Origin of the sequence: Pontixanthobacter aestiaquae (assembly GCF_009827455.1) — a bacterium.
GTDB lineage: Bacteria > Pseudomonadota > Alphaproteobacteria > Sphingomonadales > Sphingomonadaceae > Pontixanthobacter > Pontixanthobacter aestiaquae.
The window spans coordinates 834,329-847,991 of record NZ_WTYZ01000001.1 but is presented as its reverse complement, the minus strand read 5'-3'; the positions used below and the strand labels follow the sequence as shown (position 1 = coordinate 847,991).

At 58.1% G+C, this 13,663-nt stretch carries 15 protein-coding genes; 10 read left to right on the top strand and 5 right to left on the bottom strand.

All coding sequences use genetic code 11. The features are described from left to right. Positions 1 to 79 precede the first annotated feature (79 nt). The 7 genes from GRI35_RS03985 to GRI35_RS03955 are packed head-to-tail and all read left to right on the top strand — an operon-like array spanning position 80 to position 6,817. On the top strand, positions 80 to 745 hold the full coding sequence (locus GRI35_RS03985) for a hypothetical protein (RefSeq protein WP_160612975.1): 666 nt from the start codon (positions 80 to 82) through the stop codon (positions 743 to 745). Then, a complete protein-coding gene (locus GRI35_RS03980; RefSeq protein ID WP_160612974.1) occupies positions 742 to 2,037 on the top strand; it encodes a DUF4350 domain-containing protein in 1,296 nt (431 codons plus the stop codon). The genes GRI35_RS03985 and GRI35_RS03980 overlap by 4 nt, the downstream gene beginning before the upstream one ends. Positions 2,038 to 2,066: 29 nt before the next feature. Continuing rightward, a complete protein-coding gene (locus tag GRI35_RS03975) occupies positions 2,067 to 3,023 on the top strand; it encodes an AAA family ATPase (protein ID WP_160614745.1) in 957 nt (318 codons plus the stop codon). Positions 3,024 to 3,046: 23 nt separating this feature from the next. Next, positions 3,047 to 4,375 carry a DUF58 domain-containing protein gene (locus tag GRI35_RS03970; protein WP_160612973.1) on the top strand — a complete coding sequence of 443 codons (1,329 nt, stop codon included), beginning with the start codon at positions 3,047 to 3,049 and terminating at the stop codon, positions 4,373 to 4,375. Continuing rightward, entirely contained in the window at positions 4,372 to 5,436 is a 1,065-nt protein-coding gene (locus GRI35_RS03965) for a stage II sporulation protein M (RefSeq protein WP_160612972.1), read from the top strand. Before GRI35_RS03970 ends, GRI35_RS03965 begins: the two co-directional genes overlap by 4 nt. After that, the gene (locus GRI35_RS03960; RefSeq protein WP_160612971.1) at positions 5,433 to 6,353 is read left to right on the top strand and encodes an RDD family protein; all 921 of its coding nucleotides are present in this window, start codon (positions 5,433 to 5,435) and stop codon (positions 6,351 to 6,353) included. Before GRI35_RS03965 ends, GRI35_RS03960 begins: the two co-directional genes overlap by 4 nt. After that, the gene (locus GRI35_RS03955; protein WP_160612970.1) at positions 6,350 to 6,817 is read left to right on the top strand and encodes a GNAT family N-acetyltransferase; all 468 of its coding nucleotides are present in this window, start codon (positions 6,350 to 6,352) and stop codon (positions 6,815 to 6,817) included. Before GRI35_RS03960 ends, GRI35_RS03955 begins: the two co-directional genes overlap by 4 nt. A 3-nt stretch (positions 6,818 to 6,820) precedes the next feature. Here GRI35_RS03955 and GRI35_RS03950 read toward each other — a convergent pair whose 3' ends face one another. Then, the gene (locus GRI35_RS03950) at positions 6,821 to 7,969 is read right to left on the bottom strand and encodes an isoaspartyl peptidase/L-asparaginase family protein (protein WP_160612969.1); all 1,149 of its coding nucleotides are present in this window, start codon (positions 7,967 to 7,969) and stop codon (positions 6,821 to 6,823) included. A gap of 138 nt (positions 7,970 to 8,107) precedes the next feature. On the opposite strand from GRI35_RS03950, the gene GRI35_RS03945 reads away from it, so the two are divergent. After that, positions 8,108 to 9,349, top strand: coding sequence for a mechanosensitive ion channel (locus GRI35_RS03945; protein ID WP_160612968.1), 1,242 nt, complete (start codon positions 8,108 to 8,110; stop codon positions 9,347 to 9,349). Between the two features lie 99 nt (positions 9,350 to 9,448). Here the strand turns inward: GRI35_RS03945 and GRI35_RS03940 are convergent, their stop codons facing one another. The 4 genes from GRI35_RS03940 to bufA2 all read right to left on the bottom strand — a co-directional run bounded on the left by GRI35_RS03940 (position 9,449) and on the right by bufA2 (position 12,490). Continuing rightward, positions 9,449 to 10,375, bottom strand: coding sequence for an alpha/beta hydrolase (locus GRI35_RS03940; protein ID WP_160612967.1), 927 nt, complete (start codon positions 10,373 to 10,375; stop codon positions 9,449 to 9,451). A gap of 57 nt (positions 10,376 to 10,432) precedes the next feature. Next, entirely contained in the window at positions 10,433 to 11,221 is a 789-nt protein-coding gene (locus GRI35_RS03935) for an HvfC/BufC N-terminal domain-containing protein (protein WP_160612966.1), read from the bottom strand. After that, entirely contained in the window at positions 11,221 to 12,072 is an 852-nt protein-coding gene (bufB, locus tag GRI35_RS03930; protein WP_160612965.1) for an MNIO family bufferin maturase, read from the bottom strand. The genes GRI35_RS03935 and bufB overlap by 1 nt, the downstream gene beginning before the upstream one ends. A gap of 139 nt (positions 12,073 to 12,211) precedes the next feature. After that, positions 12,212 to 12,490, bottom strand: coding sequence for a BufA2 family periplasmic bufferin-type metallophore (bufA2, locus tag GRI35_RS03925; protein WP_160612964.1), 279 nt, complete (start codon positions 12,488 to 12,490; stop codon positions 12,212 to 12,214). A 218-nt stretch (positions 12,491 to 12,708) separates the two neighbouring features. Between bufA2 and GRI35_RS03920 the strand changes: the two genes are divergently transcribed. Together GRI35_RS03920 and GRI35_RS03915 are read left to right on the top strand one after the other, a co-directional pair. After that, positions 12,709 to 12,993: a BufA1 family periplasmic bufferin-type metallophore gene (locus GRI35_RS03920; protein ID WP_202390502.1), complete on the top strand. Its 285-nt coding sequence runs from the start codon at positions 12,709 to 12,711 to the stop codon at positions 12,991 to 12,993. 179 nt (positions 12,994 to 13,172) lie between these two features. Continuing rightward, the gene (locus GRI35_RS03915; RefSeq protein WP_160612963.1) at positions 13,173 to 13,640 is read left to right on the top strand and encodes a DoxX family protein; all 468 of its coding nucleotides are present in this window, start codon (positions 13,173 to 13,175) and stop codon (positions 13,638 to 13,640) included. Positions 13,641 to 13,663 lie beyond the last annotated feature (23 nt).

The window sequence follows — 13,663 nt, the reverse complement described above, 5'->3', positions numbered from 1 at the left end:
TCGCTCCGGGCGAATGATATCAGGCATTTGTCTGGCGTGAACGCTTGCACGCGTTGTTCGCCTCTGCCACCACGATAAAGTGACTACGCCGCCTGTTCAGATTGAAACGGATGAAGGAGAAGCGTCTGGCGGCGGCTGGGAAGCAGTGCGCGCCGATGAGTCGATCCAATTTGCCCCGATTGAAGTCGAACAGCCCGAACAGCCGGACCTGAGCTGGCTGGATGAGCTGTTTAGGTGGTTTGGCAGCCTGTTCGAACCGGTGGGCCAACTCTTTGGCGTATCATGGCCGGTTATGAAATGGGTGCTTATCGCTGCGGCCGCGGGGCTGGCGCTGCTGCTTTTATGGAAGCTCCTCGCCCCGATACTCGATCTTACGCCAAAGACGTCCAAAGTTGGCGACGATGAGTGGGTGCCCGATGAAGGTGAGGCGGTCGCGTTACTCGACGAGGCTGACAAGCTGGCGCAGGAAGGTCGCTATGATGAGGCAACGCATTTGCTGCTTCAACGCAGCGTTAGCCAGATCGCCGCCGCCAAGCCTGCCTGGGTGGAACCGTCCAGCACCGCGCGCGAATTGGCTATGCTGCCTGCTCTGCCCGAAGCGGCGAGGACCGCGTTCGGGACAATTGCCGAACGGGTCGAACGCAGTCTGTTTGCGCTCAAACAGCTGGGCGCAGAAGATTGGGAAGTCGCGCGGAAAGCCTATGCCGAGTTCGCCCTGCAACAGCTTGCAGGTGGGCGCTCATGAGCAAAGCCAGAACCGCATCGGCAAACCCGTTCAATCCCAAAGTGGTGCTTGCGCTGGTACTCTTCGGCGCGCTGGCGTTTCTCGCTACGCTCTATTTCATCGGGACAGGCAATACCGGCGGCGATACCAATGACGGTTCCGCGCACGGCGCAGGAAAGGGCCTGACCGGCTACGCAGCGCTGGCGGGAATGCTGGAAGCACAAGGCCATGATGTCACCCTTTCGCGCAGTCAGGGCAGCCTCGACACCGACGGCCTGCTCGTTCTCACTCCTCCGGTAACCGCCGACCCGGAAGAAGTCACCAAAGCCATCCAAGATCGCCGCTATATTGGGCCAACTTTGGTGATCCTGCCCAAATGGCTGGCGTTTCAAGCGCAAGGCGGTGGTTTCGGCTCCGATGTCAAAGACGGTTGGGTCAGGCTGTATGAAAGTATCACTCCCGATTGGGCGGAAGAACTCGATTTCCCCCTGAAACCCGAACTGGGCCCCGAGAATTCGGGTTGGGTCGGGCTTGGCCAAACCGGCACGCTGCCCGACCCCGAACAAGTCATGGGCGCGCCCGCTGGCGAGATGACAGCAATCGTGCCGCTCGTCAGAACCCGCGATGGGCTGACTTTGGCGGGATATGCAGTTGACGATGGCTATTATCCGGTCCTCGCCGATGCTGCGGGTGTCAATGCTGGCGACAGCGACTATCTCGAAACCGACAAATGGGGCGTGATCTTCGTGATCGAGCCCGATCTGATGAACAATTACGGCTTTGCCGATCGCGCACGCGGAGACCTCGCCTATTCGCTCGTTACTCTGGCGATGGAGGGAGAAGACCTTCCCGTAACGTTCGATTTGACATTTAACGGGTTTGGCAGCTCGAAAAACCTGCTCACACTCGCTTTCACCGCGCCGTTTCTAGCTGCAACACTGTGCCTGATCTTGGCGCTATTCGTGGTCGGTTGGCGCGCGTTTCGCCGGTTTGGTCCGCCAATGGCCGAAGGGCGTTCGATTGCATTCGGCAAAGCCCGCCTCATCAAGAATAGCGCCGGATTTATCCAGCGCAGCAAGCGCCTGCACCTGCTCTCCGGCCCGTATGCCGATATGACCCGTGATCGGGTTACGAAACTGCTCGCGTTAAGAAAGCCCGATGATGAAACGCTGGACGCAGCTGTGTCGAAACGCGCGCCGGATGCACCACAATTTTCGAGCAGCGTAGAGGCATTGCGCGCCGCCAAATCACCCAACGAAATTTTGCGCACCGCTGCTGCGCTAAAAGCGATTGAAAGGATGCTTTCCAAATGACCGATAAAACAGAGGCTGCTGCTGGCGCCATGACGCTCAATGATGTGCGCGAGTTGGCGCGCAATATTCGCGAGCAAGTGAGCAAAGCCGTCGTCGGCCAGACCGAGACGGTCGATCATCTGTTAATCGCGCTGATGAGCCAGGGGCATGTACTTCTCGAAGGCCCTCCGGGAACGGCAAAGACGTTCCTCGCGCAATGCTTCAGCGCAGCCTTGGGCCTGGAATTCGGACGCATCCAGTTCACGCCTGATCTCTTGCCCGGCGATATTCTGGGCTCGAACCTGTTCAACTTCCAGACCAGCGAGTTCACGCTGACACGCGGTCCGATTTTCTGTGAAATGCTGCTGGCTGACGAAATCAACCGGACCCCGCCGAAAACGCAGGCGGCTTTGCTGGAAGCAATGCAGGAGCGCCGCGTCACGCTGGATGGCGAAACACACGCGCTCGCCGACCGGTTTATGGTCGTGGCTACACAGAACCCCATCGAGAACCAAGGGGTCTATCCGCTTCCAGAGGCGCAACTGGACCGGTTTCTGTTCAAGCTACTCGTCGACTACCCCAGCGCTGAAGAGGAAATCGCGATCGTCTCGCGCTTCGGCGACAGACAGGGGCCACAACGCGCCGCCGATTTCGGTATCAAGGCAGTCACTGACGCGAGCAAACTTGCCGCAGCCAGCGCCGCGCTGAGCAACGTGACAGTCGCTGCCGAGATCACGGAATATATCGTCCGTCTGATCCGCGCGACGCGCGAAAATGCCGACCTGTCCAGCGGAGCTAGCCCGCGCGCTGCTGTTCTGCTTGCCAATGCTGCCCGTGCCCGTGCCGCTTTGGAAGGCCGCGACTATGTGATCCCTGATGACGTTAAGGCGCTGTCGGTCGCGGTTCTACGGCACCGGTTGATGCTTAGCCCTGCAGCAGAGATTGAGGGGCGCGAGATTGAAACCCTGGTCAGCGATCTGGTCGAGAATACCGAGGCTCCGCGCTGAGGGCGCCGGATCAGGGATAGCATTTGAAACTTTCCATCCTTCCAACAGCCCGCGCGGCATGGCTGACGGCTCTGGCCGCACCAGTGGCGATTGTTATCGCAACGACCGCGCCGGATGCGTGGCTGATCGTGCCTGCAGCGGCGGTGGCTTTGCTGCTGTTGGTATTGCTGGATGGAGCCGTAGCAGGGCGCCTGGTCGATTGGCGGGTCCATGCGCCAGCCGACAGCGAAGTCGGCGAACCACTCTCCATCTTCATAACAGCGGATATGGCCGGAAGAGCATCCGGATCGAAACCGGAAGCCGCACTCCAAGTCGATCCGCGGCTCTGTGATGACGGACGGGCCGAAGCCGTGCTGGATTTCGATGCCGAAACCGATAGCTGGCAGGGGGTTGCCGAATTGGTTCCATCGCGCCGCGGCACTGCGCCAATCAGCCAGATCTGGCTGCGCTGGACTGGCCCTCTGGGTCTTGGTGCGCGCCAGGTTACGCATGAGCTTAAAGAAGAAGTGCGGATTTGGCCCGACCTGTCGCCTATCCGCTCGCCCGAATTGCAGAATTATCTGCGCGACGCTCAGTTCGGCCTGATCGCGCGGCGTATTCGCGGCGAAGGCACACAGTTTGAAGCGCTCAGCGAATATGAGGCGGGCATGGATCGCCGGCGGATCGATTGGAAGGCCAGCGCGCGCCACACCAAACTTTACGCGCGCGAGAATGAGAGCGAGCGCAACAACCAGATCATCTTTGCTTTCGATTGCGGGCAGGCGATGTGCGAACCGGTCGAGGGACTGCCACGCATCGACCGCGCTGTTACAGCCGCGCTCACTGCATCCTATGTGGCGCTGAAAGGCGGTGACCGGGTGTCGCTTTTCGGATTTGCCCAGCGCCCCGAGGTGATGACACCGTTCGTCGGCGACACACGCGCATTCTACCAATTGCAGTCTGCCGCTGCAGGTCTCGATTACCATGCGGAGGAACCCAATTTTACCTTGGCGCTGGCATCGCTGACTGCGCGCTTGCAACGCCGGTCATTGATTGTTCTGTTCACTGATTTTACCGATCCGACCGGCGCGGAAATGATGATCGAGAGCGTTGGCCGTCTGGTCGAAAAACATCTGGTGTTGTTCGTAACCATCGAAGACGCCGAGCTGCAGGCACTGACACAGGCGGATCCCAACACGCTGGACGATCTGGCTGCGGCAGTGACCGCAGATACACTATCCCGCCAGCGCGCCGTCGTGCTGCAACGCCTGCGCCAGATGGGTGTCGATATTATCGAGGCACCATGGGACCAGATTGGATACCGGTTGATCGATTCCTATCTCGACATCAAACGCAGCGGAGCCATCGGATGAAAGCTCCTACGCTCAGTATGTTCACTCGCAAGGCCGAGATTGAGGCAACGCCTGATATCGAGGCAGCGGCTTTGCGATCCGATCGTTTCCGTTTGCAACGTGAAGGCGAATGGCGAAGACTGGAAGACATCCTACACCGCCTTGAAAAGGGCAAGCTGCGCAAGCTGTCGGATAAAGACGTTCTGGAACTCCCAGCACTCTACCGAATGGCAGCATCCAGCCTGGCCGTGGCGCGCGAGACATCGCTTGATTCCGCCACGCTCACTTATCTGGAATCGCTGGTGCAGCGCGCGTGGTTCCAAGTCTATGGTCCGCGTTATGGCCTTACCACATGGCTGCGCCAGTTCCTTGGCGGTAATCTCAGCCGCGCAATTCGGGAAATCTGGCTCGACATCTGCGTCGCGCTGTTCGTGATGGTGATGGGCACAATTGCCGGATGGCTACTCGTCGCACGTGACGTGGAATGGTATTATTCGCTGGTCCCGACGCAGTTCACTGACAGCCGTGTTCCCGGCGCCAGCCGCGAAGTCTTGATGGAAAGCCTGAAGGTCGAAGAAAGCGCAAGCGGCATGTCCGCTTTTGCCGCACAGCTCTTCACGAACAATGCCGGGGTATCGATCCTAGCTTTTGCATTGGGGTTTGCCTTTGGCATCCCGTCCCTGCTGCTGCTGATCTATAATATGGCGGTCCTCGGCGCAATGTTGTGGCTATTCTCCAGTCAAGATCTGACGTGGGAATTTGCAGCATGGCTCAGCGTCCATGGCACGACCGAATTGTTCGCGATTTTGCTCGCGGGCGCAGCGGGCATGCATATCGGCCGCAAAATGGCGTTCCCCGGACACAAATCGATTTTGGCGGCAGCTGCAGAAGGCGGTCGCCGCGGTGCGCAAGTGATGGTCGGCGTGGTGCTGATGCTGGTCTTCGCAGCATTGCTGGAGGCGTTCCCGCGCCAATTGGCCGGACAGGAAGCACGCGCGATCATCGGCATCTTTATGCTGCTGTTCTGGCTTGCGTATTTCTTCGTCTATGGGCGGGACAAGACGGCGGAGGATACGGCATGAGTTCGCCCTCGCTCCCCTCCCAAATCCGCGACCGACGCGCGCGCAGGCAGCGGATTATGGTGACGCCTGAGGGCGTAGCCTTGCCACTTTCCATCGGCTCACGTGGGGCACGCGCGGGCGCGCTGATCCTCGACCTGCTGATCCTGAGCATCGCCACGCTTTCACTGAGCTTGATAATATTCGGCACCGCGCTGGGCACGCGCATTGAAGAAGGACTCGCAGGGCTGCCGGGCTCGCTCGAGTTCCTGTTTGTAGTCTGGTCGCTGATGTGGTTTTTCGCGTGGAACGGCTATTTCATGTTCTTTGAAATGGGTCCCCGCGGTGCCACCCCGGGCAAACGGATTGTTGGCTTGCGAGTGGCTTCGCGCGATGGCGGGCGGCTAACACCCGAAGCGATTGTTGCGCGCAATTTGCTACGCGATGTCGAACTGTTCCTGCCCTTGGTCATGCTGTTGGTGACACCATCTGGCGATGGCGGCGCTGCGGGTTGGGCGGCGCTGCTGTGGTTTCTGGTGTTTCTGCTCTTCCCGTTCTTTAACAAAGACTCGATGCGCGCGGGCGATTTGATTGCAGGCACGTGGGTGCTCGATGCGCCTAAACAGAAACTCGCCGCGACACTATCCACCGAAGGCGCTGCGGCTGACGGATCAAGTGCCGTCACTGGCGCGGCGTACAAATTCGGTGACGATGAACTTTCGATCTATGGCGAACATGAACTGCAAACGCTGGAACGCGTGCTGCGCGATGGACGTCAAGACGCCATCGATGCGGTGGCCGAAACGATTTGCCGCAAGATTGGCTGGGAAGCGGGATCAGGCGACGAGCGCGCATTTCTGGAAGCATTCTATGCGCAGTTACGGGCCAAGCTGGAATCCGATATGCGCTTCGGCAAGCGCAAGGCGGACAAGTTTTCATGACCGGCACATTGCACATCATCGAGGATGACCTGTCGGGAGAAGCGATCAATGCGCTGCTGACCCTGCATCTTGAGGAAATGCACAAATGGTCACCGGCCTGCAAAGTTCATGCGATGCCGGTCGAGCGTCTGCGGGAAGAGGATGTGACTTTCTATGCCGCGTGGTCGGGCGGTGATCTGGCGGCCTGCGGTGCGCTCAAAGAACTTGGCGATGGGCGCGGGGAACTCAAATCGATGCGGGCCTCGCCAGCGTTTCGCGGCCAAGGTGCGGGTGAAGCAATCCTTCTTCATCTGCTCGCCGAGGCCGAGCGCAGGGGTTATCACTGGCTGGGACTGGAAACCGGACGCCCGACCGAGTTCTTCCCTGCGCAGAAACTCTATGAGAAACACGGATTTGCCGAATGCGAACCCTTTGGCAACTACGTCTCTGACGAGTTCAGCCTTTGTATGAGCCGGACGCTCTGAGGCTCATCGCTCTTTCGGGTGAATTACAGTGTCGTGATCCGCGAAGATGGCTACCTCATTGAGACCATCGCTATTGGCACGACCGCGATACATACCCTGCGTGTTGAAACTGAAGATTGACTGTCCGTGCGGTGTGACAAGGATAACACCGCCGGAACCGCCCAGCTCTTTGACTTCCTCCATGACATCATCTGCGATCTGCTGCGCTTCTTCCGACCAGGACCGCCAAATATCCGCTGTCGCCTTATTTCGAAAAGCCTCAAGAGCTTCTGGTGACATTCCGGTTGCATTCGGATTTACTGGTAACTGCACTACCAGTCCTTCAAAAAGCAAATCATGGGTCAAACGCAACCGCGTACAGATTTCCTGCGCCACACCCACGCGGATAAAGTACTCGCCAGAACCCGTTGCCGATACCGCGCAGCTGCGATTGTCGGCATAATTGCCAGCACCGATAATAGGTGAATCGCCTATCCGTCCCCACCGCTTGCCGGTCATGCCGCCGGTAGACGTGCCCGCCGCCAGATTGCCATGGGTATCGAGCACCACTGCGCCGACGGTGCCGAATTTATGATCGACATCCATCGCGCTCAATTCGCGTGTCTTCATCCGCTCCAGCGCTTTTTTTCGACGTTCGGTCGCGAACCATTCGGGGCCTGCGCGTTCCAGCCCGACATCGCCGGCAAACTCCTCGGCACCCAAACCGCTCAGAAATACATGGCGGCCATCTTTCATAACTGCATCGGCGAGCAGGATTGGATTGCGAATGGTGCGCACGCCAGTGATCGCACCTGCCTCGCGCGTCTTCCCGTCCATGATCGACGCATCCATTTCATTGGCGCCTTCCCACGTGAATACCGAGCCACGACCGGCATTGAATTTTGGATCGTCTTCCATAGGCGTAATCGCTGCCTTGACTGCGTCCACGGCAGTGCCGCCATTTTTGAGCACTTCGGCTCCGGCATCCAGCGCGTTTTGTAGTGCCGCCTTGTACTCAGCCTGCTGCTCGGGCGTCATCTTGTCGCGGTCCATAGTGCCGGCTCCGCCATGGATGGCGATCGACCATTGCGGTTCATCGTCACCATCATTGGCGGTGGCAGGAGTGGCCACGATAGCAACAAACAGGGCGAGCAAAGATGTGATAATGCGCATGGACATAAGACTAGCAGGCACATCTCATCGCGCCAGTGCAAATTTGATGCTGAGTTTTACAAGAGTGTACGCACGGGAATTTCGGTTTGCGCGACATCCATGCTATGCTGCATAGCTACATTTATAGGGGAAATTTCAATGCAATTAGGGAATTATAGGTTCGATCAGGCTCTGGCAGTCGAGATCGTCAAGGATGTGGCGATGGCCGCATTGATCCTTGTGGTCACGTGGGTGCTGGCGAAAGCGGCCAAATGGGCCTTCGCGAAGCTGGTCGACATGATCCCCCTGCTCCAGCGCGGCACATCAACGGGCGAGTCCGTCGGAATGTCGCTTGGCAAAATCGTGTCGCTGCTGGTGTGGCTGTTCGGCCTGCTCGGCGTTTTGCAGGTCTTCGAACTGGAAGGCGTAGCGGGACCGATCAATAATCTGCTCAACAACATCATGGACGTTGTGCCGAACCTGATTGGCGCTGGCATCTTGTTGTTTGTCGGCCTCATGATCGCGGGCATTATCCGCGATATAGCAGTAACCGCCATGCAGACCGTCGATCTCGACAAATGGGCCAATAGGGGCGGCGTTGATAACGTCACTGGCAACAACGCGATCAGCAAAACGATCGGCACGGTGATCTATGTCCTGATCGCCATTCCGGTAGCTATCGGCGCGCTTGGTGTGCTGAACATCGCTTCGATTTCGGGTCCGGCGACAGACATGCTGGGCATGATTTTGGGCGCTGTTCCTAACATCATCGCAGCGGGCATTCTGCTTGGCATCGGTTATCTGATCAGCAAGTTTGCGGTTGGCATCCTGACTGATCTGCTGTCGGGTCTCGGTATTGACCGTTCGGTCGATGCAATGGGTCTGCTACCATCGGGAACAACCGCATCGAACCTGATCGCGCGCATCGCACAAATCGCAATCATCCTGTTCTTTGCGATTGCCGCAACCAAACTGCTCGGCTTTCCCGAACTGACGAACATCCTCAATGAGGTCCTTCGCCAAGGCGGTGATGTGGCCTTCGGTGCAGTGGTTATCGGCCTCGGCTTCCTGATTGCCAATCTGCTGGCCAACATTGTTGGCGGTGCCAGCGAAGGGACAATGGCAAGCTCGGTCGTGCGCTATGCTACCATCGTGCTGTTCACTTTCATGGGTCTGCGTCAGATGGGTGTGGGCGAGGAAATCGTCGGCATGGCGTTCGGTGCACTTGTTATCGGCGGCGCTGTAGCAGGCGCTCTCGCCTTCGGTCTTGGTGGCCGTGACTGGGCTGCGAAGAAGCTGGAAGCGATGGATGCAACCGATGTCGGCAACCCTGTCAAGAAAGCCGCACCGCGCAAGAAAGCGGCTCCTAAGAGCGATAAACCGCTCCCACCAGGCGCATAATTAATCAGGCAAACTGAACGTAAGGAGTGGGGCGCGGAACGAGAGTTCCGCGCCCTTTCTCTTTGGTCTTCGCCGGGGGCTCGCTGGCTCTTGTCGCGCTCAGCCGTTGTCGAGGAAATCTTTCACCAATCGCACAGTGTCTTTGGATTCGCGGGTGAAAGTCAACGCCATATAGACATGCGGACCGCCCTCATATTCGTAGAGCTTCGTCGGCACGCCCGCTTCCTGAGCTTTCGCGGCGAAAGTCCGCGCATCGGGCAGGAAGACATCGTGCCGCCCTTGGAAGATTGCAATCGGCGGCAATCCCTTCAGATCGGCATAGAGCGGGCTGGCAATCGGATTATCGACCCCGCGATCCCCCGCCCACCATTCGCCGAGCACACGGATAGCCTCGATATTGAGCATAATATCCTTTTCCTGGATATCCTGTGCAGCAGGGTCCTTCATCGCCATGTCAAACCATGGGGAGAACGGGATGAGCCGCGCAGGCAGGGACTTACCCGCATCGCGCCGCTGCAAAGCGAGTGCGAGCGTCATGTTCCCGCCCGCACTGTCCCCGCATAGAGCCAACTTGTCATCGCCCCACTCGGCCGCGATTTTCTCATAGACCGCATCCGCCTGATCATTGGCGCGGTGATATGTGCTCTCGGGAATGACATCATAGAGCGGCACCGTGATGCTGGCGCCGGTGGCATAGACCATCGCCTCAACCAGCGGCCAATGCTCCTTGAATATCGGCATGAAATAGCCGCCACCATGAAAATAGATGATGTGCCATTCGCCCTTCCCCGTCTTAGGGTGGACAGTGACGACTTTCTGGCCCTCGGCTTCCCAATTCTCGACCGTAAACTTGCGGTGAAATTTATCCGGCATCGGCGCGTCTTTGGGCAGCACACGCTTGGGCACCCCCGTCCTGATCGCCTCCGCATCACCGAACCCGCTGGGCTGCTTGCTGACAATCCACTCCCCCAGCCGCATGCGCAGGCTTGGCTTGGCGAAACGTAGTTCGGCGTAAGTGTCGGACAATGCGGTTCTCCCTTTGCGGGAGATGAAGCGGGTTAGGGCGAGGGCGTCAAGTCGGTTCTATTTCGAAACCGAAGCAATCAGCCCATTATGCAGCCACCGGCCTAGCATCGCGCCCGCCTGTGCGACCGCTTCCTCCTCGCCCAGCATTTCGACTAGCGCTTCGCACATTTCGCCGTAGCTTGCGCCGCCGCGCATCATTTCTAGTGCGCGGCCTTCATGCTGTTCGACTTGCATAAAGACGGGCTTGAACCCTTCGCGCCAGACGACGCAGTGGTGCGCATGTTCCAGAGCGAAGTCGGGTGTTTCGGCGTCTTCTTCGCCCAATGCACGCCATAGCTTGCCGATGTCATGTGCGATCCGCAATTGCACCGTTCCGGGCAGAAAAGTCAGGCGCATATGGGCCCAATCCTCCTCTGCAAAGCTGGCTGCGACTTCGCCGAATTTGGCGGCGTCTATCGGTTCGGCATCGGCGGCCACAAAAGCCTGATGCATCGCCCATTCGAGCCAGCCGAGCTCAGCGACTTCGGGATTGTTGGTGAAGAGTTCGCGCAGCGTATCGGGAAAACCGTCCGCCGCATGATCGAGCGTCCAGCTTTTCGGCGGGTGGGTAATCACATGATGCGCCGCGGCTTGGCGGTAGGCATCCTCGCCCACCCACTTCGCAGTCCGCTCATAGGTGTCGCGCAGCGCATCGACCAGCCGCGCGCGATAGGCGTTGCGATAGATATCCATTCCGGCGGCATGGCGCGGCGTCCAGCCATCGGGCAGCACGCGTTCGTCATCGAGCACTTGCGCCATAAATTCCTGCTGTCTTTCAGCGAGTGTCAGGGTTTGCGAAGGCATCATTAGGCCGCCTCCAGCTCACGGCTGCGTTCGGCAATCTTGGCCGCCATATCCAGCTCGTCGAGCAATTCCGGCAGCGGCGGAATTGCGTCATCGCGCTCGATCATCGTCGCGACCGGACCAAGTTTCTCCATCGCCTTGGCATAGAGATCCCACACACCGTTACAGATAGGTTGATCATGCGTATCGATCTTGATGTCGCCATCGGTATGCCCGGCAAGATGGACTTGCCGCACGCGGTCGAGCGGCATACCGTCCAGAAACGCCTCCGCCGAAAAACCGTGATTATGCGCGCTGACATAGATGTTGTTCACATCGAGCAGCAGATAGCAGCCAGTGCGCATCGACATCGCCGCGATAAATTCCCACTCGGTCATCTCGTCTTCAGGGAATGTCATATAGCTGGATGGGTTCTCGAACAGCATCGGGCGGCCCAGCGCGGTCTGCGCATGATCGATATTGTCGCACACCAGATCGAGCGCCTCATGCGTATAGGGCAGCGGCAGCAAATCGTGGCTGTTATGCGCGCTGGTGCGAGTCCAGCACAGGTGATCGGAAACCCAAAGCGGATCGATCCGGTCAGCCAGCTGCTTCAATTTTTTGAGATAGTTACGGTCGAGGCCATCGGCAGAGCCTATCGACATCGAAACGCCGTGCATTATGACGGGCATGTTTGTGCGCACCTGTTCCAGAATGCGCAACGGGTTGCCGCCTTCAACCATATAGTTTTCGGAAATCACCTCGACGAAATCAACCGGAACATCGCCCTCAAGGAAATCCTGATAATGCGTTCGGCGCAGGCCCAAGCCGAAGCCGGAAAACGGTTCACCGGTAAGTGGGTCGGGCGTGGTCATAATGTCGTCTCGAAGTTAGAAAATAGACGACCCAACGGACCTGGGGGAGGGGGGTAGGAATCCGTTGGGCCGCCAAAGGTGATCGAGCGATTGCTCAATCACTCAGTCTATTTGACAGACTTTGATGAGGTGCTCGGGATCAACCGAGATCACCGATAGTGCCGCCAGCGCTCAGGCATTCACCAGCTTTCATCGCTTTGAAGCCGTGACCTTTACAGGCATTCTGGCCTTTACAAGCGTTCTCGGTCGTCGCGCAGTCGGCGTTACCTTTACATTCGTGCACACCGTAACAGTGGACGGTGTCGTTTGCGTTGAGCGCGCGGCCGCTGCTGCCGGCGGGTGCGTCAGCTGCGAAGGCGGCTGCTGAAGAAAGTGCGAGTGCAGCTGCGCTAGCGGCGAAAAGTGCGTTCTTGGTCATGGTGATTAATCCTCTCTCGGGTAGTCGCGGAATTAAAAAGCGTCCGCATTGGACATGAGGCAATTCGCGCCCATCCCATCAAAGGTTACAACACAAAAAACTTTTTCCGTTTGTAACCTCCTGTCTCTCTGCGCCGAACTCCCTTCCAGACCTCGCAAGCAGCGGGGCCTGACAAATAGTCCCCATAGGACGTGATGAGCATTTTAAGGAGAATAGACATGAACAAGAACTCAGTAGCCCGCATCGCAGGTATTGCATTGGCCGCAGGCGTTACTGCTGGCCTCACTATGACCCCGGCTGCTGCCCAAAGCGGTGGCAAAGAAAAATGCTACGGCGTCGCCAAGGCAGGCAAGAATGATTGCGCTGCTGGCCCCGGCACAAGCTGCTCGGGCACATCGACCCGCGACTACCAAGGCAATGCCTGGAAGCTTGTCGACAAGGGAACTTGCACCTCCATCAAAACGCCAAAAGGCAACGGCTCGCTGAAGCCGATCAAGCGCTAAGCTAAACTCGGCATTCAGCCCTGACGGCCTGCAAATAGCGGACTTCCATGCTTCCGGTACTCACCTATTCACCAAGTAGGCTGCGCACCGGAAGCACGAAACTTCACCATTTTCGCCACGTCATCACCTGAATGCCAAGCACAGCGAACGCCACAATGATCGAAAAAGGGGAGTGAGCAATGCGACGCATCACTACGATATATGACCGGGCAACCGGCTTCCTTTCAGGGCGATTTTTTGAAAGTCTTGCCTTGCTGCTCACTCGCCTTGCTCTGGCGGGCGTGTTCTGGCGGTCTTACAAGACAAAGGTCGTCGAAGGCACGTGGTTCCAGATCGGCGAGACGCAGTACTACCTGTTTGAGGAGTTCGGCCTACCACTCTCGCCAGACATAATGGTGCCGGTGACAACTTATGCCGAATTCGCCATTCCCATCCTGGTCGGTCTTGGCATCTTCACGCGCTTCTCTGCCGCAGCTTTGATGGGCATGGCACTGGTCATTCAATTGCTGGTATTCCCGACCTCTGCGCACTTCTTTGGATGGGCGATTACGATCATTGCTCTCGCGATGATCCTGATCTCTCGCGGAGCCGGGATATTTTCTTTCGATGCGCTTGTAACCAAAGTACGCAGCGCAGCGAAAGACTGAACATGACCGGTATGGGAGAGGGT

Coding starts and splice junctions, on each gene's coding strand:
- bufB (WP_160612965.1), bottom strand. CDS start 12,072: ATGACCACGCCCGACCCACTTACCGGTGAACCGTTTTCCGGCTTCGGC.
- GRI35_RS03945 (WP_160612968.1), top strand. CDS start 8,108: ATGCAATTAGGGAATTATAGGTTCGATCAGGCTCTGGCAGTCGAGATC.
- GRI35_RS03950 (WP_160612969.1), bottom strand. CDS start 7,969: ATGCGCATTATCACATCTTTGCTCGCCCTGTTTGTTGCTATCGTGGCC.
- bufA2 (WP_160612964.1), bottom strand. CDS start 12,490: ATGACCAAGAACGCACTTTTCGCCGCTAGCGCAGCTGCACTCGCACTT.
- GRI35_RS03960 (WP_160612971.1), top strand. CDS start 5,433: ATGAGTTCGCCCTCGCTCCCCTCCCAAATCCGCGACCGACGCGCGCGC.
- GRI35_RS03955 (WP_160612970.1), top strand. CDS start 6,350: ATGACCGGCACATTGCACATCATCGAGGATGACCTGTCGGGAGAAGCG.
- GRI35_RS03965 (WP_160612972.1), top strand. CDS start 4,372: ATGAAAGCTCCTACGCTCAGTATGTTCACTCGCAAGGCCGAGATTGAG.
- GRI35_RS03915 (WP_160612963.1), top strand. CDS start 13,173: ATGCGACGCATCACTACGATATATGACCGGGCAACCGGCTTCCTTTCA.
- GRI35_RS03975 (WP_160614745.1), top strand. CDS start 2,067: ATGACGCTCAATGATGTGCGCGAGTTGGCGCGCAATATTCGCGAGCAA.
- GRI35_RS03935 (WP_160612966.1), bottom strand. CDS start 11,221: ATGATGCCTTCGCAAACCCTGACACTCGCTGAAAGACAGCAGGAATTT.
- GRI35_RS03980 (WP_160612974.1), top strand. CDS start 742: ATGAGCAAAGCCAGAACCGCATCGGCAAACCCGTTCAATCCCAAAGTG.
- GRI35_RS03920 (WP_202390502.1), top strand. CDS start 12,709: ATGAACAAGAACTCAGTAGCCCGCATCGCAGGTATTGCATTGGCCGCA.